This is a genomic window from Pseudomonas sp. C2.3V (assembly GCF_058536325.1).
Map to the genome: position 1 here is coordinate 3,315,894 of NZ_JBZUBN010000001.1, position 22,563 is coordinate 3,338,456.

The window sequence follows — 22,563 nt, forward strand, 5'->3', positions numbered from 1 at the left end:
CATCGAAACAGGCTCAACTGGAAATATTCCTCATGGGCCTGTCCGGGCGCGACGCCTCTATCTACAAGGAGACCACCATGCCGCTCAGTATCACCGAGCTTCCAGCGTTTACCGTCGTGGGCCTGGAGTACACGGGCGATGGCCAGGGCGGCAGCATTGCACAGCTCTGGCATGACGTTACGCATCGGCTAGCCGAGCTGCAATTGCCTAGCGCCCCGCAACAGTGGTTCGGTCTGACACTCAGTCCGCCCCCCGGTGTGCTGCGCTATCTGGCCGGTATAAAGGTCGACGAGAACACACCCGTACCGGAAGGCATGCTCCGTTACACGGTGCCTGCGCAGAAATATCTGCAGTTCACCCACATCGGAACGACAGACACGCTCCCAGATACCTACGAGTATCTGTATGCCCGCGTCCTGCCTGAGCGTGGTCTGGAACCGAAGAAAGCTGTCAGCTTCGAGCGGTACGACGAGCACTTCAAGGGGCCGGATAACCCAGCCTCTGAAGTAAGCCTGTACATCCCGATCTACTAGGCCTTCCGATCAGCCTGTCAGAACATCACCGGAGCCTGTGATGATCACGCCACCATGGGCGGTGGCGCTGCCCAGGTAAGCCAGCGGCTGGCCATTGACGAATACGGTAGCACTTCCTACCGCCACGGTATCACCGCAAGCGCTGGAGTCACCGACACGCAAGGCAGGTAGGGAGTTGATCAGAACGTCGGGGGAGCCAGTCACGGTCGGGTTGGGGCCGTGGCCCGTCATGGGGCAGGCGTTGACGTCGGAGAGACGAGCAGCGGGGTTGGCCATGTGCGCTTTCCTTGTGGACATGAAAGCGCACACTTTACCGCGGATCAAGAAAAAATACCGTGCCCGTGCACAGAAACCCAAGCGTCTTTTTCTTAGCCGGTGGCCTGTTCCTTGATACTGGACAGGTAGGTTCCTGTCGGCGGACGCTCACTGAAATAATGATGGATACCGCCAAAAATGGATTGGGCTAACGCCTTCTGATGACGTGGGTTCAGAAGCTTCTGGCTGTCCCGATCATTCGACATGAAGCCGGTTTCCACCAGAATCGACGGAATATCCGGCGACTTGAGCACGGCAAAACCGGCCTGCTCGACGCGCTTCAGATGCAGACCTGTGACATTGGATAGGCTGTTCAGGACACGGTCTCCCAGATCGAGACTCGACGAGATCGTGGCATTCATGGACATATCCAGCAGTACGCCCGCCAGGACCGGATCCTTGTTTTTCAGGATCTCATTGGCACCAATCAGGTCGACATCGTTTTCCTTGTTGGCCAGCCAGCGTGCCGTTGTCGAGGTCGCCCCATGTTCGGACAGGGCATATACCGAAGCTCCTGAAGCCGTGCGGCGCGGCGCAGCATCGGCATGCACGGAGATGAACATGTCTGCGTTGTACTTGCGCGCAACATCCACACGCTTGCGCAGCGGAACGAAGAAATCATCGTTACGTACCAGCTTGGCCTTGTAGCCCTTCTGCTGATTGATCATGCGCGCAAGATTTTGCGCAATGATCAAGGCAACATCCTTCTCGCGGTCCCCGCGTTGGCTCAGTGCGCCTGGGTCCTTGCCACCGTGACCGGCATCGACGACCACAATAATGTCGCGGCCTTTGCCAGCCCTTGTCACGACGGGGGCGGATGCGAGCATTGCCTCAGGCTCCGGTACAGGGATGCTCGGTACCTGGGCAGGCTTGAGATCCAGCACCAGACGATGCCCTGCATTCTCGGCAGGCCCGAGCAGGAAGCTATCCAGGGTAACCGGCTGGGAAAGTTCGAGGACGACACGGGTATCGGATGAGCCGAACGGGGCACTTCGAATGGAGCGCACCGGGGTATTCTTGAGCGGCACATTGTTGAGTGCGGCTACCTGTTGCGTATTGGCTAGATCCAGGATGATCCGGTCAGGCGCACTAAGTCTGAACGTCTTGAATCGGACAGGGCCGCTCAGATCGAAAACCAGGCGAAATTTATCTGAATCCAACCAGGCGCGTGCGCTGGTCAGACGCTGAGGAAGCGCCAGCACTGGAAAAGCAGCGGGTAGTGTCAGGCTGGCCAGGAGCAGGTTGAGCAAGCGGCGGCGATTCATGCGACCCTCTGACGTAGCAAGTAATATTTTGAAATATTATAACGATACCAATGCAGCGCATGTTTAGATAACGCGCATGACGTCCAAATCAGTATTTCTTCCTTTTAAATCGGAAGGATAGGCACTTTTTTTAATGTCATCTATAGATAGACCAACAAGCCGACAAGGGGTCATTTCAGCGCGTAAACGGCAGACAGGACTCTTCTTGAGCAGGAGGAGGAATCAGTGTGCTGACCAACCGGCATTTCGAGTGCCAGCTTGAATAACGAGCTCAGATCGGCAAGCTGTTGAGTCTGCACGACATTTGGCCGTGCGCTGTCAAAGTCCGTCGGCTTTCAGGCGAAGCGCATGGTCGGTGTAGAGCGCTACCGGATTGACGCCATGCCCTATCGCACCGGCCAGTTGATTGATGATATCGAGGTGATCAAGCGGATAATCGGAGCGGATGACTTTCCCCAAATGTGAACTGAATCGCCCAACGAATCCATCGTTTTGATCTGCTTCCAGCTCGAAGCAACGAGACAGGCGTACACACATGCTATGGGTAGGGTCGAGCCGATTGGCACCTCGGTCCGTCAGCTCCGGCACCAGAATGCCGGACCAGGAGTAATAACGGACGTCATTGACGACAGGAGCACCTTCACCGCCCCAGGTAGCGGGAAGTCCTTGCGGGTATTTATCGTTGAATGCTGCCACGCCTTCGGTAGTAAGTGACTCATGACTGGCAATCGCGCTCTGGGGATAACCATTACTGCGATCCAGAAAGGCCATGAACTTGGCCATGCATTGAACATACTCAGCGGCCAGATGCGCCTTCAGACTACTGGTACGCATGGAGAGCTGGAGCATATCGGCCAGCTCCGACCCATGATTGGGACCTGCTACAGAGGTGACTGACGCAACCCGCTCAGGACGAATGGCGGCTGCGTAGCGCGCGGTCAGGGCACCTTGACTGTGACCGATCAGATTGACCCGCTCGGCCTTGCTGTCGCGCACGATATCCTCGATAAGCGCAAGCAGCTGTTCCCCCCGCACTTCGTTGCTATGAGCACCGGAAAGCCGTACCGGATAGACCTTGACCCCCATGGACTCCAACGCCGAAACGATGCCATACCAGTATGGATAGTCTGCAATTTCCACAAACCCCAGCAGACCATGGACCAACACTAGCGGATAGCGGGTCAGGTTTTGATGCTCGCTCATGCCACTCCCAGAATTACCCTCTGACCAGTCAACCGTTGGATCTCAATCATCACGGTTGTTTCTTCCTAGGGTACGCCTCTTTATTTGAGACCGTTTCGTTGAACATCACGAATTCAGTGAATTTCTGGGCAACGGCACGCTCAAAGAAGTGACCGGTCATCAACGACCTTATAGGAGAATCATATGTACAAGAAGACACTCGCCGTTGTTGCTCTCGCTGCCGTGGCCGCTGGTTGTAGCTCCGTCAAGGAAAACGTCGATACGGCCAAGGATCGTATTGAATACCGTGAACAACCACTGGTTCGCGACGTGAAGACAGGCATGACCAAAGAGCAGGTGCTGCAGATTGGTGGTACCCCATCCACCCAATACACACGCAAGGTCAAACCAGGCTCCTGCAATAACTACGTACTCAACAGAGACGGCAAAGAGCAGGTGTATTCGGTAGGCTTTGACAGCGCAGGTCGCGTCGATAGCAAAGGTTTCGAAACATGCGAATCGGCCGATCATTATTGATTAGCCGCTCTACGCTTTCGGTAACGACCGCTTCCGGTCGTGTCATGTCTGATACGACCGGATGGCGCGTATGAACAACGCGACATTTCGTTTCTACGCACGCCTCAATAACTTTTTACCTCCGGCTCGCCGCCAGCGTAGCTTTACGCTCAGCTGCAACCCGAACTCTACTGTCAAGCACATGATTGAGGCTCTGGGCGTTCCGCATCCAGAAGTCGAATTCATTCTGGTCAATGGTAAATCCGTAGGATTTGACTACCTGATACAACAGGATGATCGGATAGCGGTCTACCCGCCCTTTTATCGTTTGGAACTGGAGGATGCAGTCCTGTTGCGCGATCGGCTAACGGCGTTTCGCTTCATTGCCGATGCCCATATGGGCGCGCTAGCGCGGCTGCTACGACTGGCTGGATTCGATACGCTGTATTATCCGGCCATTCATGACAATGAAATTGCCAATTATTGTGCGCGAGAACCTTATATTGTCCTGACCCGGGACCGCGAACTGCTCAAGCGAAGCCAGATTGTCTACGGCTGCTACGTCCGCTCAAACAAGCCTGAGGCACAGCTGCGCGAAGTATTCGAGCGCTACAACCTGGCTGACCATGCTGCGCCCTTCAGCCGGTGCTTGGTCTGTAACGATACCCTTCATTCCGTCGATAAGAGTGTCGTCCTCAATAGCCTGCCGCCACTCGTGCGGGAACGTCATGATTATTTTTTGAAATGCTCGGGCTGTGATCGTGTCTATTGGGAAGGCACCCACTGGGAGAACCTGCAAGCCCAGCTGAAAAGCCTGCTTAATCCAACGTCCGATACCTGATCAAGGAATCCTCATGCGCCTGTTAACCCTTCTGGCTGCCGGCCTGTTTGCACTCGCGTCCAAGCCCGGACATGCCGATGATTGGAAAACAGCCTGGACAGCCCCCGTGCAGGCAGCCTACCCCAACGGTTCGCCCATCGCCCAGCCAAAGCTGGAAGGCATTATTTCGGCTAGTGGGACTCAGGATCAAAGTATCCGGCAGATCATTCGACCTAGTGTATGGGGAAGCCAGGCACGCCTGCGATTCTCGAATACCTTTGGCAACAGGCCCATTACCTTGCGCAGTGTCTATATCGGGCAACCTTTAGGGGGTGCAGCTCTGGTACCGGGCAGTAATCGCCCGGTCAGCTTTGACGGCCAGAGCGAAATTCAGCTTCAACCTGGTGAGACTCGCTGGACGGATCCGGTCCCGCTACCCAAAGCACCTTCCCACACCCTGGCGGTAAGCTTTCATCTCGCTGGGAACAGCGGCCCGCTGAGCTGGCATGCTGCAGCGCTCGCAACCTCCTATTTCAGTGTTCGCGGCACCGACCACGCCGCCGAGGAGCAGGAAAGCGCCTGGCCCTTTACTACGACCTCGACGTTCTTGCTCGACGCGGTTGATATCCAGGCACCAGACGTTGCGCGAGTCATCGTAGCCTTGGGCGATTCCATTACCGACGGTACCGGCTCAACACCCAATGGATATGACAGCTGGCCAGACATCTTGAATCGTCGCCTCGCCCAGTTGGCACCGGGACAGTACTCGGTAGTCAATGCCGGCATTTCTGGCAACGAGGTTGCAGGCCCTCTGGATGAAAGCACCCGGCAAGGCTATGGCGGCGGCCCATCTATCATGGATCGTCTGGAACGGGATGTATTAAGCCTTTCTGGTGTAATAGACGTTATTTGGATGGAAGGTATCAATGATTTTTCACCGGGTACTGGTGCGTCCGTCGAAGTCGTCGAGACAGCCATGCGCAATGCGGTTGAGCGTATGCGCAAAGCGTTGCCCGACGTACGCCTTCATGGCGCGACCCTGACCAGCAGCCTGGCGGCCAATCCTGCAAACCCGGCCTTTCAGGAGCAAGATCAGAAACGTATGGCACTTAATCGCTTCATAAAGGAAAGCGGTCTGTTCGACTCGATCATTGACTTTGATGCGGCCACGCTCGATCCCGCTACGGGCGGCCTGCGTGCAGAGTTTATTCCCAGCAGCGCAGGCGGCCCTGGCGATGGACTGCATCCCAACCGGGCAGGTTATGTGGCGATGGCAAATGCCATTGATCCAAAGATATTTGGCCTGCACGCAAACAAATGACGCCTTCTTGAACCGTGAAAGCGCAAGCCAAGACATACCCTTTGTCGTGCGCTTTCCTCTTTGAACAAATGCGGAGTAGAATCGGGAGATTCCCTCGCCATTATCCCCGGCGGGTCTGTGAGCCCAAGCCAGTCACGCGGAGATCCCGCGCTATCCGACCGGCCCAGAGCACGGCACTCGGTCCACTTCCGTTTGCTTTGCGCTCTATCCGCGCTCACGATAGCCCTGAGCCTATTCAATGCTCGCGTGCCCTAAGCCTCCACTGCTACCTTTACAGCTATACGGTGGATACGCCGCAGCGTTTGAACAGATTACCGTGATAAGCAAAGCCGCCCCGGAGAGCAGCCTCCATGCCTGATTACCGCTCGAAAACCTCCACCCACGGCCGCAATATGGCTGGTGCCCGCGCACTTTGGCGTGCCACCGGCATGAAGGACGAAGACTTCAAGAAGCCGATCATTGCGATAGCCAACTCCTTTACCCAGTTCGTGCCAGGTCATGTTCACCTAAAGGACCTGGGCCAGCTGGTCGCCCGCGAGATAGAAAAAGCCGGTGGTGTTGCAAAGGAATTCAACACTATCGCTGTGGATGACGGCATCGCCATGGGTCACGATGGCATGCTCTATTCCCTGCCGTCCCGTGAGATCATCGCTGATGCCGTAGAGTACATGGTCAATGCTCACTGCGCCGACGCGCTGGTATGCATTTCCAACTGCGACAAGATCACCCCCGGCATGCTGATGGCGGCCCTGCGCCTGAACATTCCGGTCGTATTCGTCTCCGGCGGCCCAATGGAAGCCGGCAAGACCAAGCTGGCCAGCCACGGCCTGGATTTGGTCGACGCTATGGTCATCGCCGCGGATAGCACCGCCTCTGATGAAAAAGTAGCCGAGTATGAGCGCAGCGCTTGCCCAACCTGCGGCTCTTGCTCCGGCATGTTTACGGCCAACTCCATGAACTGTCTGACCGAGGCCCTGGGCCTGGCACTGCCGGGTAATGGCTCGCTGCTGGCAACCCATGCCGACCGCAAGGAGCTATTCCTGCAAGCCGGCCGTACGGCGGTCGAGCTGTGCAAGCGCTACTATCAGGAGAATGATGCCTCTGTACTGCCACGTAACATTGCGTCCTATCAGGCATTTGAAAACGCAATGACGCTGGATATCGCGATGGGTGGCTCCACCAATACCATCCTGCACCTTCTGGCAGCGGCTCAGGAAGCCGAGGTCGACTTCGACCTGCGCGCCATTGACGCCCTGTCCCGTAAAGTACCCCAGCTGTGCAAGGTGGCGCCGAACATCCAGAAATACCATATGGAAGATGTTCACCGTGCCGGCGGGATCATGAGCATTTTGGGTGCACTGGCTCGCGGCGGTTTGCTCAATACGGATCTGCCAACCGTGCACAGCAGAACCCTGGGCGAAGCCATCGAAAAGTGGGACATCACGCTTACTCAGGACGAAGCGGTCAAGACCTTTTTCCGCGCAGGTCCGGCCGGTATCCCCACGCAGGAAGCCTTCAGTCAGGCGACTCGCTGGGACACCCTGGATGACGACCGCGCCGAAGGCTGCATCCGTAGCGTCGAGCATGCCTACTCTCAGGAAGGCGGTCTTGCCGTGCTGTATGGCAATATCGCGCTGGACGGTTGCGTGGTGAAAACGGCGGGCGTGGATGAATCCATCCATGTTTTCGAAGGCTCGGCAAAGATTTTCGAAAGTCAGGATGCCGCGGTGAAGGGCATCCTGAACGACGAAGTGAAAGCCGGCGATATCGTTATCATCCGCTACGAAGGTCCCAAGGGCGGTCCGGGCATGCAGGAAATGCTCTACCCCACCAGCTACCTGAAGTCCAAGGGACTGGGCAAGCAGTGCGCCCTGCTCACCGACGGCCGTTTCTCGGGCGGCACGTCAGGACTTTCCATCGGCCATGCTTCGCCAGAAGCGGCGGCTGGTGGTGCGATCGGCTTGGTGAAAGACGGCGACAAGGTTCTGATCGATATCCCCAATCGCAGCATCAACCTACTGGTTAGCGATGAGGAGTTGTCTCACCGCCGCATCGAACAGGACAAAAAGGGTTGGAAGCCTGCCACGCCACGTGCGCGCCGCGTGAGCACAGCGCTCAAGGCGTATGCCCTCTTGGCCACCAGTGCCGACAAGGGTGCCGTCCGTAACAAGGCGATGCTGGAAGACTGATCTGGGATCGTGTTGAGCACGCCGCCTTCGGGCGGCGTTTTTGTGTCTGTTCCGCAAAAAGCGCAGCCTCTCCACTGGTCTGGTTGGGACTCTCTTACTCTTGGCAAAAAGTCTGTTTCAGGCAAGATGGCGTCGCCTGTAGAACGTCTCCCTTTCTGCTCGATGATAGCCCTCCGACAGCATGGTAAATCGTTACCTTCGTATCTCATGGATGATTATGAATTGAGCCATTGCCCAGAACGACTACGCTTTCTATAGAGTCCTGTTTTAGACGCACCGCTGCTGTGCCGCGCCCGCAAGACGTGGCAGATCAATCGATAGTTGGAAACTTCGAGTGAACGATATGCCGGACACCAATGCCGAGCTCAGGGTAAAAAAGGATGTCAACACCACCCCCTCGCCTTCCTCCTCCGCTGCTGAACTTGAGGCACGCCTGCAGTTCGCGCTCGATGTAGCGGATCTGGGTGAATGGGAACTGGACGTCGCTAGCGGAACGCTGACCTGTCTGCTGAGAAACGGGCCGGATTTCGGTACGTCCATACAGCCGGATACATGGGCGCTCGAGGAGTTTTTCGAGCGTATCCACACGGATGACCAAAGGCGTGTACGCCGCGTCATCGAAACGGCAGCGAAACGTGCCGAGCATTGGCATTTCGACTGCAGGTTGCTGCTGTCAGACGGCCGCACTCGCTGGATCAGCGTCAAAGGCAAGGTGCTAAGCGACGCTGACAGCCTCCGGCTACGGGGCATTGCGTCAGATATCAGTGATCTGAAACGCACCGAGGCCCTGGCCAACGGTCAGCAGCAGGCACTGGCACAGGCCGTCGCGGGAGCCCCGCTCAAGCAGATTCTCGATACCCTGACCCGCTCTGCGGAAGAGCAGGCAGGTGGCAACATCTGGGCATCGGTCATGCTCATGGACACCGATGGCCTGCACCTGCGCTTTGGCTCGGCCCCCTCGCTCCCCCAATCGTTCAATCAGGCCGTAGAACGCATACCGATTGGCCCCCTCGCCGGCTCCTGTGGAGCGGCCGCGTATACCGGCACCTCGACTATCGTCAGCGATATTGAGAACGATCCGCGCTGGGTTGAAGCCAAGTCTGTGGTGCTTGGTTATGGTTTCCACGCCTGCTGGTCTCAGCCGATCCTGTCATCCTCTGGAAGAGTATTGGGCACCCTGGCCTATTATTGCAGGGAGGCGCGCGAGCCGAGCGATTCAGAGCAGGAGTCCATGCGCCTGCTGGTCAATACTGCGGCGCTGGTTATCGAGCGCGACCGGGAAACCACGGAGCGCAAAGCGGCAGAGTTGGCGCTTCAAGCCAGCGAACAACGCTTTCGCTCACTGGTAAATGCTACAGGAGCCATCGTGTGGACGGCTTCGCCTACCCTGGAAATTGTTTCTCCTCAGCCGGACTGGTGTGCCTTTACCGGCCAGACTCCGGAGGAAATGCAGGGGTTTGGCTGGATGAACGTGGTTCACCCGGACGATCAGGAGCCCACCGCTGCGCTGGGAGCCAAAATGCTGCAGGACCGCCAGCCGGTATATGCCCAGTACCGGCTGCGCCGGGCCGATGGTCAATATCGCCATGTCAGTGGTTATGCCGTTCCCATTCTTGATACGGAAGGTCAGCTTATCGAATGGGCAGGCAGCTATACGGATGTCACCGAGCAGAAGCTGGCCGAAAGTCGCCTGCACCAGCTGGCCAACCATGACATGCTGACAGGGCTGCCCAATCGGGCGTACCTGAACGAGCATTTGCAGGCTCTGATCAATTTCACGCCGCTTAACAGCTGCCTTGCCATCATGCTGATCGACCTGGACCGCTTCAAGCAGGTCAACGACTCGATGGGGCATGATGCAGGCGACACAATGCTGCGCGAAGTGGCGCAGCGATTGAGGGCAGCGGTACCTCAGGGTGATCTGGTGGCGCGCCTGGGTGGCGATGAGTTTGTCGTGGTGGCCCACGCCCCGGAAGGTGAAATCTCCGTTCAAGCGGTGGCTAACGCCATCATCCGAGCGGTTGCGGCTCCGATCGAAATCAATGGCAGCCGTGTTTTTTCCGGTGCGTCGGTAGGGATAGGACTCTACCCTGAGCACGGCCATACCAAGGAACAACTGGTCCAGCATGCAGATATTGCGATGTATCGTGCCAAGGCGGCAGGAGGCCATTGTTGCCGCATCTTCTCAGAAGAAATGAGTGTCGAAGCCAAAAACCGCATGGTGCTGGAAACGGCGTTGTACCACGCCTTGGAGCAGAATCAGTTTTCGCTTTACTACCAGCCGCGTATTCGGCTGCCTGAGGGCACCCCCCAGGGCGTTGAGGTCTTGATTCGCTGGCATCACCCGGAGCGGGGTTGGATTTCGCCTGTGGATTTCATTCCGATCGCCGAAGAGATTGGCATGATAGACGAGCTGGGGCTGTGGGTTCTGCAAAAGGCCTGTCAGGAAATTCACGACCTGTCCAGTCGACTTGGGCAGTCGCTGGAACTGTCCGTGAACCTTTCACCCCTCCAGCTCAAGTCACCACATTTGAAGGACAGGATAGAAGCGATTCTGAACACAACCAAACTGAGACCCTGTCACCTGGAACTCGAGTTGACCGAGGGGGCTTTCATTGAAGACATGGACGCCTCCAATCAGGCGCTCGGAGCGCTGAAAACGTTGGGTGTCAAACTGGCGGTAGACGACCTGGGAACCCGCTACTCCGGCCTGTCCTATCTTAGGCGTTTTCCTATTGATACCGTCAAACTCGACCGCACGCTTATTACCCATCCCGCCGAAGGGTTGGACCGCTACGTGTTCATCAAGGCCATTACCGACATGGCCCATGCCTTGAACCTTGTTGTCGTGGCGGAAGGTGTGGAAGACGAAGAGACGCTCGAACTGCTCAAGCGCGCGAGTTGCGACGAGGCGCAGGGGTATTTTCTGGCCGAGCCACTGCCTCTGGAAGGCTTGTTCGATTTTCTGTCAGCAGCGCAGCACTCCCTGGCCTAACCTTCACGGTTTTCTTCAGTAACCGTTTAGATGACCCGACCTGCAAAGTGCTAGAGTGGCATGCAGGTACGTTAGAGGGGATTGCTATGAAGTGGGCAATTCTGGCGGTTGCGGTCTCAAGCCTGGGCGGCGTCACCCATGCCCAGGCAGACACCATACTCAAATGCGTCGACAAGGCAGGCCAGATCACGTTTACACAAGGCCATTGCCCATCTGATCAATCCCTGGCCGACCGTATCGAAGTTGATAACCCTCCACCAAGAGGCAGTGGCCCGGTCACCCGTATGGCCGACCCGACGCCACTAGTAGTGGAAAAGCCCAACACTAAGCCTCGAGACGAGACGTCCCGGCCAAGCACTCGCACACCGTCAGACGCTGATCGTTATTACGATCTCGACGATGATGACTATGATGTCCCGCCACCGAGCCGGCAGGACCGCTACTATCCCTATCCAGAGCCCTATTACGATTATGGCGGACACCGTCCGCCCTGGCATCATTATCCCAGGCCAACCCCACCAACGCCCCAGCCAGCCCCCGAGCCCGCACCGCGCCCCAGCGTAACAGAGCGTGCACGCGCCGCGATCGAGCAGAAAAAGGCGCAGGTAGAAGCACAGAAAGCCGAGCGCAGGCGTCTGCTGGATCAGCGCTAGGACTCATCCCTGGCGCTATTCCAACCCGTCTAGCCTTCCCGGCAGTCTTCCCGACTGTTGGTTTTAAACAGGCGATACAGGTAAACGAGCACAATCACTGCCAGAACTATTTTGGAGGCCGGATCCAAAAGCGTCGCGACACGCTCGTATTCGGCATTCAGCAGGTAACCCGCCAGTGTCAGCACCGTTGTCCAGATCAGAGAACCCGCCAGGGTATACCCGGCGAAGCGACGAAACGGCATATGGGCAATACCGGCCGGTACAGAAATCAGGGTACGGATTGCCGGTACCAGGCGGCCAAAGAAGACAGCCTTACTGCCATGCGACCTGAACCAGAGAGAGGCCTCACTGACGTCCTTGGCCGAAAGAGTCAGCCAGCGCCCGTAACGCTGCGCCAGCTTGCGCATGCGCGCCTCTCCCCATACCGCACCAGCGTAATACCACGGTAGCGCGCCCAGAAAGGACCCCAGCGTTCCCGCCAGCACCACGCCGATGAAATTCAGCTCCCCTCTCGCCGCTAGAAACCCTGCCAGCGGCATAATGACCTCCGATGGAATAGGCGGAAACACGTTTTCCAGAAACATGAGCAAAAGAATGCCCAGGTAACCCCCCTGTTGAATCAACCCTGTGATCGCGTCAAACACGCAAAAGCCCTCGGTAAAAGAAGAAGGTATGGGCAACCTGGCTGCTGGATCTGCATGGCATGACTGCTGAAGTGCTTGCCATGAAGCCCGGCGGGATTGGAGTAGTGAATGCCAAGCGCCTGCCATCAGAATAAGGCCTAAGACCCTGGATACTGGTAAAGTTAGGCCGTGGGACTTTCGTCTTTATTACTGAACGTTAACGCCATGCCCAAGGCGCATGGCAGCAGCCTGTCCTATTGCCCGTCTCTTTTATGCGATGAAGACTGTGCGGCGCATCACCGGAACAGTACACTTGCCGCCTTTTGCGGAACCGCTACATGAGCCAGCCGGACGCCTCTCCCTCCTGCCATGAACTGGTCTACGGTCTCGACGATCGGCCTCGCCTGCCTATCGCCCTGCTCGCTGCGTTGCAGCATCTGCTGGCGATCATCGTGCCTATCGTCACTCCAGGCCTTCTAATTTGCCAGGCACTGGGTGTCTCACCACGGGATACCAATCTGATCGTGTCCATGTCCCTGGTGATTTCAGGCATTGCCACGTTCATCCAGTGTCGCCGTTTCGGCCCGTTCGGGGCAGGGCTACTAATCGTTCAGGGTACCAGCTTCAACTTTGTCGGCCCCTTGATCGCTGGCGGCGCGCTGATGGTTAAGCAAGGCACGCCGGTCGAAGCCGTAATGGCTGCCATTTTTGGCGTGGTCATGGCAGGCTCTTTCGTCGAAATGGGTATTTCCCGAATACTGCCTTTCGTTAAGCGCCTGATTACTCCGCTGGTAACCGGCATCGTGGTGCTGATGATCGGTCTTACCTTGATCAAGGTCGGACTCATCAGTATGGGCGGCGGCTTCTCAGCCATGAGCCAGGGTACCTTTGCCAACGGCGAGAATCTGCTGCTGTCCGGTGTGGTGCTGGCAATCATCGTCGTGCTCAACCGCGTTCGCGTGGTATGGGTGCGTAGCGCGGCCATCGTCATTGCGCTCCTGGTCGGCTACGGCCTGGCGGCCTATCTGGGACGTCTGGACTTTACCGGCATGCATGAAGCGCCTCTGTTCCAGGTGCCGGTTCCCCTGCATTTTGGGCTGGGTTTTTCCTGGGCACTGTTCGTTCCCATGCTGGTGATCTATCTCGTCACCTCCCTGGAAGCCATCGGTGACGTGACCGCAACCAGTAAAGTGTCCCGCCAGCCGGTAGAGGGTCCGGTCTGGATGGCCCGGATCAAGGGCGGTGTGCTGGTCAATGGAGCCAATTCCTTGTTGGCCGGACTGTTCAACAGCTTTCCCAGCTCAATCTTTGCGCAAAACAACGGCGTGATCCAACTGACGGGTATCGCCAGCCGCCACGTCGGGCTGTGGATTGCCGTCTTTCTCGTTCTGCTCGGCCTGTTTCCAGCCGTTGCTGGCATTATTCAGGCCGTACCAGAGCCAGTATTGGGTGGCGCCGCACTGGTGATGTTTGGCGCCGTTGCAGCTTCGGGGATCAACATTCTGGCCGGCATTCAGTTGGACCGCCGTGCCCTGTTGATTATTGCCGTTTCCCTGGCACTGGGTCTGGGTGTGTCCCAGGTCCCTGAGTTTCTCGCCCACATGCCAGCAGCGCTACGTGATGTGCTGAATTCAGGTGTGGCCACGGGAGGGCTTTGCGCTCTGATCATGAACTGGTTCCTGCCAGACAGCACCACAGACATAGCACAGGAATAAAGGGCGCTTGTGATCGACGCCTGCACTGGGCGTCGATCACACTCATTCAACCCTTACACACTTTATCGGTCAAAGGTTATACAGACCCAGCCTGTGTACGGGAGAACCATGCCTGCCTCCAACCATCCGATTTTTCGCATTGGCGTTATCGCCGATACGCACAACCTCCTGCGCCCCGGCGCATTGAGTGCACTTGAAGGGAGCGACCATATCATCCATGCCGGTGATATCGGCAAGCCCGAAATCCTTGAGCGACTTCGGGAAATAGCTCCCCTTACCGTCGTCCGCGGCAATAACGACACGGACGACTGGGCCCAGACCCTACCTGAAACAGCTACGCTTCGTTTTGGCGAGGTCGATCTCTACGTGATCCACATCCTCCAGGATCTGGTGATTGATCCGGCGGCCGAAGGTATTCGCGTTGTAATCTGCGGGCATTCGCATAAGCCAAAACGGGAGGAGCGCGAGGGCGTGCTCTACTTCAACCCAGGCAGCCCTGGCCCTCGCCGCTTCAAGCTGCCTGTCTCTCTGGGACGCCTGACCATACAGGGTACTGAGGTCAACGCCGAACTCATTACCCTGGAAGTCTAGTCAGGGCCTTCACAGCGAAGGCCTGGCCAGCGGCACCGGGCTGCGATGACGCTGCCCGGCACAGGCAAAGTAAATCACCCCACCAAGTGCCGAACCGGTAAACCAGCCGTAATCGTAAAACCAGGTCATGACACCCGTTGTCAACGCCATGAGCGTCAGCACGACAGGAATACCGAACGCAACGAAACCCGCCACGTTGTAGGCTGGGTAATAGTCGTCACGGTATAACCCGGCCAGATCAAGCTGCTGCTTTTTCACGATGAAGTAGTCCACCACCATGATGCCGGCGATGGGTCCCAGAAGACTGGAGTACCCCAGCAGCCAGTTCGAGTACACGCTCTCCAAGCTGACATCCGAGACAATCCAGCCTAGTTTCTTGAGCAGTTCATGGGCCATCAGCGCCAGGCCCACCAACCCAGTTATCAATACGGCTCGGGTCCGATTGATGAGCCGGGGCGCAAGATTCTGGAAATCATTCGTGGGCGAAACGATATTGGCAGCTGTATTGGTCGACAGCGTCGCAACTACGATCAAGGCCATGGCCAAGGCGACCCAAACAGGGCTCTGGATATGACCGATAAGCGAAACCGGATCAGACACCGTCTCGCCCACCAGGGCCGCCGAAGCGGCCGTCATTACCACGCCCAGGGAGGCAAACAGGAACATGGTGACCGGCAGGCCAATTACCTGCCCTATGATCTGATCCTTCTGGCTTCTGGCATAGCGACTGAAGTCTGGAATGTTTAACGAGAGAGTCGCCCAGAAACCCACCATGGCAGTCAGGCCTGCCAGAAAATATTTGGTCACCCCCTCGCCTTCCGGTCGTTTGGCTGGCTGGGACAGGAGCTCCGTCATCGACACATGGGGCATCGCCCACATCAGAAGACCGACCCCGACAAGTAACAGGAGCGGCGCAGACAAGGTCTCCAGCCACTTGATCGACTCGGCGCCTCGAATGACCACCCATAGATTGGCCGTCCAGAACACCATGAAGCCAATGACCTCACCCGTACTGCCCAAGGCCTTCCAGCCCTCGAAAAGTGACCCGAGAAACAGGTGAATCGCCAAACCGCCAAACATCGTCTGGATGCCAAACCAGCCGCAGGCCACGACTGCTCGAATCAGGCAGGGCACGTTCGAGCCCAGAATGCCAAAGGAGCTGCGCAGAAGGACCGGAAAAGGAATCCCGTACTTGGTGCCTGGAAACGCGTTCAATGTCAGGGGAATCAGCACGATCAGGTTGGCCAGCAGAATGGTAACCAGCGCCTCGCCCACTGATAATCCAAAGTAAGCCGTCAGTACGCCACCCAGGGTGTACGTGGGTACGCAGATGGCCATGCCCACCCACAGCGCTGCGATATGCCACTTATTCCAGGAACGCTCCGCTACCTGAGTAGGCGCCATGTCGTGGTTATAGCGTGGGCTGTCCAGAACATCCGGGCCGGCATGAAGCTCATGAAGACCATCGCGCACAATCACTTCGGATCTGTTGTATGGCATGGCATGCTCTCCCTGTTTTCTCTCATAGGGGGTGAGTAGGTCCTGCTAGCAGGCTGATCGCCCTTTCTCTCAATAAGCGTGCCGGAACCGTGATCGAAAATAGTCAGGGGAGCGGGCCTTGCGCTAAGTCCTTGATATCGCACCTGGAATATTGGTTTGCCTAGCAAGGAAATGACAGCTGATCACCGAAGCGAAGCGTCCTAACAGCATTGTCAGGAATCAAACTGGTGCAGAAAAAAGCAGTGTGATCGCTTGCACGCGTTGCAAAAGCAACCAACTCATTGATTAAGTTCAGAAAAGCCAAGCCATAGCCTGTGCAACAATTTGGTGAGCGGCGATCACCAAGGCAGCGCCGGATACCCTTTATTCCTGACAGCTACGTTAGGAATGCTCAAGGCTCCAGACCAATTCCGCGCAGGACAACCGCCGTCACTGTCTGTACAGCCTGCTCGAACTGGCGATCGCTCAAGGGCGTATGACCGTTGATTAGGTCGATCTGATAATTGAAGTCTGCATAGTGCTGAGTCGAGGCCCAGATCATGTAGAGCAGATAAGCCGGCTCTACCGGCAGGATACGTTTGTCATCCACCCACTGCTTGATCTTAGCCTGCTTGAGTCTGGCCCACTCCATCAGGTGTTCATCCAGAGCGGCCCCTAGCAGCGGTGCACCATGCATGATTTCGTTGGCCCAGATCTTAGAGCCACAGGGACGCGTACGGGAGTGGTTCATCTTGGCGCGGATATAGCTCGTCAACACTACCCGGGGGTCATCGAACTGCTCGAAACAGATGGCATCCTGTTTCCAGAGTTCCAGTAATCCGAGCACCACCTCACGGTACAGGTCATCCTTGGTCGAGAAGTAATAATGCAGGTTCGACCGCGGCAGCTCTGCTTCCTGGGCAATATCGCCCATGGAAGCAGTACCAAACCCTTTCTCGGCAAACACCTTTTCGGCAGCCAGCAATATCTTCTGCGTATTCCTGAGGCGGATCTCGATCTTGTGATTAGCCATGGCATTTCCGATACGAGCAGTAAACGCCAAGGCTACTCCAAGGTCTGTCGCGAACCTAGAGCGACTCAGGCGCCCTTTTCTTCATCCTTGAACTGATCTTCGATGTACGTGATCTTCGTCTTGCCATGGGGAGTCGGATTACCCTCCTCGTCCAGGTTGACGAAGACGATCTTGTCGATGGTCAGGATGCTCTTGCGGGTAATCTTGTTGCGGACTTCACAGCGCAGGGTAATGGAGCTGCGGCCAAATTCAGTAGCCGTGATCCCTAGCTCGATGATGTCACCGATACGCGATGCGCTAACAAAATTGATTTCGGAAATATATTTGGTGACGACCCGCTGGTTGCCCAACTGAACGATGGCATAAATCGCAGCCTCTTCGTCTATCCACTTCAGCAGGCTGCCGCCAAATAGGGTGTTGTTGGCGTTCAGATCCTCGGGCTTTACCCACTTGCGTGTATGGAAATTCATGTCGTCTCCTTGAGTAATAGCGGTCCACAAGCTTAAACCCTTCCGCCGGTTAGAGAAGCCATCGAAGCGGTCGTTCCTCTCTATGCAGTCAATTACTGATCATCATGAATCCGGTACACCTACAAAGCCTGAGGATTGCCCGCTATACTTCGAGCCCATGGCGATTCTCAAATCGCTACCCGCCATCCTACCGAGGGGCGCTGCAGCAGGGTTTTCCTGTCAGGCTCGGGGGAGCGTAGCCGCAGGCCTGGCCTGCACACGCATCAACGGCGCCCATTCGCATTTACAGCTGTCCTGCAGCGGCACGTTATCGCCGGGGCAGCCAACAACTTCGAACGAATGGAGAGCTTAATGAGCGCTGTTATCACGCCTGCCGGTTTCAACGACTACAAGGTTGCCGACATTTCCCTGGCTGACTGGGGCCGCCGCGAAATCATCATCGCCGAGTCCGAAATGCCTGCCCTGATGGCCTTGCGTCGCAAGTACGCCGGCGAGCAACCGCTCAAGGGCGCCAAGATTCTGGGCTGCATCCACATGACCATCCAGACTGCCGTACTGATCGAAACACTGGTCGCGCTGGGCGCTGAAGTGCGTTGGTCCTCCTGCAACATCTTCTCTACCCAGGATCAGGCCGCTGCCGCCATTGCCGCTGCCGGTATTCCGGTCTTTGCCTGGAAAGGTGAAACCGAAGAAGAATACGAGTGGTGCATCGAGCAGACCATCCTGAAAGATGGCCAGCCCTGGGATGCCAACATGGTCCTGGACGATGGTGGCGACCTGACCCAGATCCTGCATGATAAGTATCCGCAGGCCCTGGAAAAGATTCACGGCGTTACTGAAGAAACCACTACTGGTGTACATCGCCTGCAAGACATGCTGAAGAAAGGCACCCTGAAGATCCCGGCGATCAACGTCAATGACTCCGTTACCAAGAGCAAGAACGACAACAAGTACGGCTGCCGCCACAGCCTGAACGACGCCATCAAGCGCGCTACCGACCACCTGCTCTCCGGCAAGCAGGCGCTGGTTGTCGGCTATGGCGACGTAGGCAAGGGTTCTGCTGCCTCCCTGCGCCAGGAAGGCATGATCGTGAAAGTGTCCGAGGTCGACCCGATCTGTGCCATGCAGGCCTGCATGGACGGCTATGAAGTCGTTTCGCCCTACAAGAATGGTCAGAACGATGGCACCGAAGCCTGCGTTGATGCCGATCTGCTGGGCAAGATCGACCTGATCGTCACCACAACCGGCAACGCCAACGTCTGCGACGCCAACATGCTGAAAAAGCTGAAGAAGCGCGCCGTGGTGTGCAACATTGGCCATTTCGACAATGAAATCGATACAGCCTTCATGCGCAAGAACTGGGGCTGGGAAGAAGTGAAGCCGCAGGTTCACAAGATTCACCGCACCGGTAAGGACATCGATCCGGCCAACGATGATTATTTGATCCTGCTGGCCGAAGGTCGCCTGGTCAACCTAGGCAATGCGACCGGCCACCCAAGCCGCATCATGGACGGCTCCTTTGCCAACCAGGTTCTGGCGCAGATGCACCTGTTCAATGAGAAGTTCGCCGACCTTCCTGTAGTTGAAAAGACCAAGAACGTCACGGTTATGGTTCTGCCCAAGAAGCTGGACGAAGAAGTGGCGCTGGAAATGGTCAAGGGCTTCGGCGGTGTCGTGACACGTCTGACCAAAGAACAGGCGGACTACATTGGCGTTGAGCAGGACGGCCCGTTCAAGCCGGAAACCTATCGCTACTAAGCGGTAGGCATCAATCGACACGGAGAAGGTCTTCCCCTTCTCCTCGGCAGTTCAGGACAACACCGCCCAAGCGGCGGTGTTTCTTGAGGAAGCGCCAATGCGCTCCAGGGATTACCCATGACTCGTACCACACCCAACGTCAGTTTCGAGTTCTTCCCGACGAAGACCGAAGCCGGCCACGAAAAATTGCTCAATACTGCTCGCCAGCTGGCCGGCTACTCCCCAGAATTCTTCTCCTGCACTTATGGTGCTGGCGGCTCGACCCGGGACCGTACCCTCAATACCGTTCTTCAGCTCGACAGCGAGATTCGGATTCCTACAGCGCCCCACCTCTCCTGCGTAGGCGACTCCAAGGCCGAATTACGGGACCTGCTGATTCGCTACCGTGAAGCGGGCATCACGCGTATTGTGGCACTACGCGGTGATCTTCCTTCCGGCATGGGGATTTCCGGCGGCGAACTGCGTTACGCCAACGAGTTGGTTAGCTTTATCCGCGAAGAAACCGGTGATCATTTTCACATCGAAGTTGCCGCTTATCCGGAAGTTCATCCCCAGGCACGCAACTTCGAAGCCGATCTCGCCAATTTTGTTCGCAAAATCAAGGCTGGAGCCAACGGCGCGATCACACAATACTTTTTTAATGCCGACAGCTACTTTCATTTTGTCGACAGAGCGTGCAAGCTAGGCGCAGACGTACCCATCATTCCTGGCATCATGCCGATTACCAACTACAGCAGCCTGGCTCGCTTTTCCGAAGCCTGTGGCGCCGAAATCCCACGCTGGATTCGCAAGCAGTTGGAAGCGTATGCTGACGATGTCAAAAGCATTCAGGCGTTTGGCCAGGAAATCGTGACAGACATGTGTGAACGCTTGCTGGCCGGCGGAGCGCCTGCCCTGCACTTCTACACATTGAATCAGGCTGAACCCAGCCTGGCCATTTGGAATAACCTTGGCTTTAAAAGCTGAACATCATCGCCTGGAGCCATTTTCCAGCCTTCCACCCAGCGCAGGGCGGTAGCGTGTGGAGAAGACGAACACATTATTGTCGTCAGTTTCAGGCGAAACCGCGCCCCAACGTCGGCGGGACGCCGACTTAGTAGACAGGAACCCCGCATGTCCTTCACTTCCCTCGGTCTCTCCGAGGCCCTATCCCGCGCAGTAAACGACGCGGGTTATGTCAACCCGACTCCCGTTCAACAACGGGCCATTCCCGCTGTACTGCAAGGCCGTGACCTGATGGTTGCGGCCCAGACCGGTACTGGCAAGACGGGTGGATTCGCCCTCCCCGTTCTCGAGCGGCTCTTTCCGAACGGACAACCTGACGGCAAAAAAGCCGGTCCGCGCCAAGCCCGTGTGTTGGTATTGACGCCTACCCGGGAGCTGGCCGCCCAAGTGCATGATAGTTTCAAGATCTATGCACGCGACCTTCCCATGCGCAGCACCTGCATCTTTGGTGGTGTTGGCATGAAGCCCCAGGTCACTGCGCTCTCCAAGGGCCTTGACGTCCTGGTAGCGTGCCCTGGTCGTCTTCTGGACCTTGCCGGTCAGAATAACGTCGATCTGTCAGCCATCGAGATTCTCGTGCTGGACGAAGCTGACCGCATGCTCGACATGGGCTTCATTCACGACGTGAAGAAGGTTCTCGCCCTGCTTCCCAAAGAACGGCAGAACCTGCTGTTTTCGGCAACGTTCTCCAAAGACATTACCGATTTGGCCGACAAGCTCCTGCGTAATCCCGAGCGCATCCAGGTCACGCCGCCAAACACCACGGTCGAACGTATCGAGCAGCGTGTCTTCCGTATTGCCGCTGCCCAGAAACGCGCCTTGCTGGCTCATCTGATTACTCTTGGCGCCTGGGAACAAGTGCTGGTCTTCACACGGACCAAGCACGGTGCCAACCGCCTGGCCGAATACCTGAACAAGAACGGCCTTCCGGCTGCGCCTATCCATGGAAACAAGAGCCAGAACGCACGTACCAAAGCGCTGGCCGATTTCAAGGACAATTCCATTCGCGTGCTCGTAGCAACCGATATTGCCGCTCGCGGTCTGGACATCGACCAGCTTCCCCATGTCGTCAACTTCGAGTTGCCGAATGTGGAGGAAGATTACGTACACCGCATCGGCCGTACAGGTCGTGCCGGTCGTAGCGGCGAAGCCATATCCCTTGTGTCTCCCGACGAGGAGAAACTGCTGCGCGCCATCGAGCGCCTGACCAAGCAGAACATCCCTGACGGTGACATGCAGGGCTTTGACCCTGCCAGCGCACCGGTTGAGAAAGTAGAAGCGCGTGAGCCACGCGAGCCCCGTCGCCAGGCACGACAGCCACGTGCACCCCGCAAAGAGCAGCCTGCAAGAGCAGCGGAAGGTGAAGTTTCTGCTGAACACGCAGCACCACAGCAGGAGGAGCGGCAGGCACGCCAGCCACGTCGTGGCCGCCAGCAGAACCAGGGTCAGGACCAGGCACGCGCCGGTAGAAACAAGCCACGCCAGGAGCGCAGCGGCGAGCGCCAGCCCCAGCAGACAACTCAGAGCCCCCAGAACCGCGATCCGGAAGAATTTCTGGATGACGATTTCGATAACTTTGGTAACCGGGTCGATTATGTCAGCCCTTATCAAGGCAAGAATCGCCGTAATGGTGGTCCGCGTCGTCCAGGTCAAGGGCAACCGCCGCGTACCCATAGCCAAGGCGCAGCGACTTCAGGCGCTACGGCTCAAGCACGCCCGCCCCGTCCTAGACAAGGTGCGGCCAATGCCAGCAACGCGCCTGCAACCGATAGTCGTGGCCCAGCTCAGAACAAGCGTCGCAACAAGCCGGCCGGACAACGTCCCCGTCAGGAGAATCGTCCTTACCAGCCACGCGAACCCCGTGAGCCGCGTCCCGCTATGACAGAGGAGCGTGCACCCAGCAAGCCGCAACCTCGCATTCTGCACAAGCCTTCTCGTGCAGACCGCATGCTGACGCCTGAGCAACTGGATTCGCTCCAGGTTCGTCCAAAGGCTGAAAAGCCTGCCTTGCTGACACGTAATCGCTCGGCTGACGCTGACGCTTGATGCGTTTTCCCTCCAGCGCAAGCTGGAGGGAAAAATAGGCATAAAAAAGCCGAC

General features: G+C 57.1%; 19 protein-coding genes and 1 riboswitch. Of the genes, 12 read left to right on the top strand and 7 right to left on the bottom strand.

Annotation, left to right across the window (positions count from 1 at the left end):
- The first annotated feature begins 77 nt into the window (after positions 1-77).
- Positions 78-533, top strand: coding sequence for a GyrI-like domain-containing protein (locus AC4LF3_RS15860; protein ID WP_491835761.1), 456 nt, complete (start codon positions 78-80; stop codon positions 531-533).
- A gap of 9 nt (positions 534-542) precedes the next feature.
- On the opposite strand, the gene AC4LF3_RS15865 is transcribed toward AC4LF3_RS15860, so the two are convergent.
- The 3 genes from AC4LF3_RS15865 to AC4LF3_RS15875 form a co-directional block, all read right to left on the bottom strand.
- On the bottom strand, positions 543-809 hold the full coding sequence (locus AC4LF3_RS15865) for a PAAR domain-containing protein (protein WP_010795556.1): 267 nt from the start codon (positions 807-809) through the stop codon (positions 543-545).
- Between the two features lie 92 nt (positions 810-901).
- Positions 902-2,113, bottom strand: a complete 1,212-nt coding sequence (locus AC4LF3_RS15870) for an N-acetylmuramoyl-L-alanine amidase (RefSeq protein ID WP_010795557.1) — start codon at positions 2,111-2,113, stop codon at positions 902-904.
- Positions 2,114-2,431: 318 nt separating this feature from the next.
- Positions 2,432-3,316: an esterase/lipase family protein gene (locus tag AC4LF3_RS15875; RefSeq protein WP_491835763.1), complete on the bottom strand. Its 885-nt coding sequence runs from the start codon at positions 3,314-3,316 to the stop codon at positions 2,432-2,434.
- 183 nt (positions 3,317-3,499) lie between these two features.
- On the opposite strand from AC4LF3_RS15875, the gene osmE reads away from it, so the two are divergent.
- The 6 genes from osmE (at position 3,500) to AC4LF3_RS15905 (ending at position 11,789) form a co-directional block, all read left to right on the top strand.
- The gene (gene osmE / locus AC4LF3_RS15880) at positions 3,500-3,832 is read left to right on the top strand and encodes an osmotically-inducible lipoprotein OsmE (protein WP_074822447.1); all 333 of its coding nucleotides are present in this window, start codon (positions 3,500-3,502) and stop codon (positions 3,830-3,832) included.
- Between the two features lie 70 nt (positions 3,833-3,902).
- Positions 3,903-4,652, top strand: coding sequence for a Mut7-C RNAse domain-containing protein (locus AC4LF3_RS15885; protein ID WP_491835764.1), 750 nt, complete (start codon positions 3,903-3,905; stop codon positions 4,650-4,652).
- Positions 4,653-4,665: 13 nt separating this feature from the next.
- Positions 4,666-5,952, top strand: a complete 1,287-nt coding sequence (locus AC4LF3_RS15890; protein ID WP_491835766.1) for a GDSL-type esterase/lipase family protein — start codon at positions 4,666-4,668, stop codon at positions 5,950-5,952.
- Positions 5,953-6,302: 350 nt separating this feature from the next.
- Complete coding sequence (gene ilvD, locus AC4LF3_RS15895; RefSeq protein ID WP_491835768.1) at positions 6,303-8,141, top strand: dihydroxy-acid dehydratase; 1,839 nt, start codon at positions 6,303-6,305, stop codon at positions 8,139-8,141.
- Positions 8,142-8,484: 343 nt separating this feature from the next.
- The gene (locus AC4LF3_RS15900) at positions 8,485-11,136 is read left to right on the top strand and encodes a bifunctional diguanylate cyclase/phosphodiesterase (protein ID WP_491836310.1); all 2,652 of its coding nucleotides are present in this window, start codon (positions 8,485-8,487) and stop codon (positions 11,134-11,136) included.
- Between the two features lie 86 nt (positions 11,137-11,222).
- Positions 11,223-11,789, top strand: coding sequence for a hypothetical protein (locus AC4LF3_RS15905; RefSeq protein ID WP_491835769.1), 567 nt, complete (start codon positions 11,223-11,225; stop codon positions 11,787-11,789).
- A gap of 29 nt (positions 11,790-11,818) precedes the next feature.
- Here AC4LF3_RS15905 and AC4LF3_RS15910 read toward each other — a convergent pair whose 3' ends face one another.
- Positions 11,819-12,433, bottom strand: coding sequence for a DedA family protein (locus AC4LF3_RS15910; protein WP_150346722.1), 615 nt, complete (start codon positions 12,431-12,433; stop codon positions 11,819-11,821).
- Between the two features lie 317 nt (positions 12,434-12,750).
- Between AC4LF3_RS15910 and AC4LF3_RS15915 the strand changes: the two genes are divergently transcribed.
- The gene (locus AC4LF3_RS15915) at positions 12,751-14,127 is read left to right on the top strand and encodes a nucleobase:cation symporter-2 family protein (protein WP_312270366.1); all 1,377 of its coding nucleotides are present in this window, start codon (positions 12,751-12,753) and stop codon (positions 14,125-14,127) included.
- Between the two features lie 108 nt (positions 14,128-14,235).
- The gene (locus tag AC4LF3_RS15920; protein WP_010795569.1) at positions 14,236-14,718 is read left to right on the top strand and encodes a metallophosphoesterase family protein; all 483 of its coding nucleotides are present in this window, start codon (positions 14,236-14,238) and stop codon (positions 14,716-14,718) included.
- A gap of 9 nt (positions 14,719-14,727) precedes the next feature.
- On the opposite strand, the gene AC4LF3_RS15925 is transcribed toward AC4LF3_RS15920, so the two are convergent.
- From AC4LF3_RS15925 to AC4LF3_RS15935, 3 genes are all read right to left on the bottom strand, one after another.
- Entirely contained in the window at positions 14,728-16,218 is a 1,491-nt protein-coding gene (locus tag AC4LF3_RS15925) for an NCS1 family nucleobase:cation symporter-1 (protein ID WP_312270368.1), read from the bottom strand.
- 391 nt (positions 16,219-16,609) lie between these two features.
- Positions 16,610-17,230: a TetR/AcrR family transcriptional regulator gene (locus tag AC4LF3_RS15930; RefSeq protein WP_491836311.1), complete on the bottom strand. Its 621-nt coding sequence runs from the start codon at positions 17,228-17,230 to the stop codon at positions 16,610-16,612.
- A gap of 65 nt (positions 17,231-17,295) precedes the next feature.
- Positions 17,296-17,700: an acyl-CoA thioesterase gene (locus AC4LF3_RS15935; protein ID WP_010795573.1), complete on the bottom strand. Its 405-nt coding sequence runs from the start codon at positions 17,698-17,700 to the stop codon at positions 17,296-17,298.
- 186 nt (positions 17,701-17,886) lie between these two features.
- A riboswitch (S-adenosyl-L-homocysteine riboswitch) is annotated at positions 17,887-17,982 on the top strand.
- A gap of 69 nt (positions 17,983-18,051) precedes the next feature.
- Here AC4LF3_RS15935 and ahcY point away from each other — a divergent pair.
- From ahcY to rhlE2, 3 genes are all read left to right on the top strand, one after another.
- On the top strand, positions 18,052-19,458 hold the full coding sequence (gene ahcY / locus AC4LF3_RS15940) for an adenosylhomocysteinase (protein WP_010795574.1): 1,407 nt from the start codon (positions 18,052-18,054) through the stop codon (positions 19,456-19,458).
- A 117-nt stretch (positions 19,459-19,575) separates the two neighbouring features.
- Positions 19,576-20,424: a methylenetetrahydrofolate reductase [NAD(P)H] gene (metF, locus tag AC4LF3_RS15945; RefSeq protein WP_010795575.1), complete on the top strand. Its 849-nt coding sequence runs from the start codon at positions 19,576-19,578 to the stop codon at positions 20,422-20,424.
- A 147-nt stretch (positions 20,425-20,571) separates the two neighbouring features.
- The gene (gene rhlE2 / locus AC4LF3_RS15950; protein WP_150346720.1) at positions 20,572-22,509 is read left to right on the top strand and encodes an RNA helicase RhlE2; all 1,938 of its coding nucleotides are present in this window, start codon (positions 20,572-20,574) and stop codon (positions 22,507-22,509) included.
- The last annotated feature ends 54 nt before the right edge of the window (positions 22,510-22,563 follow it).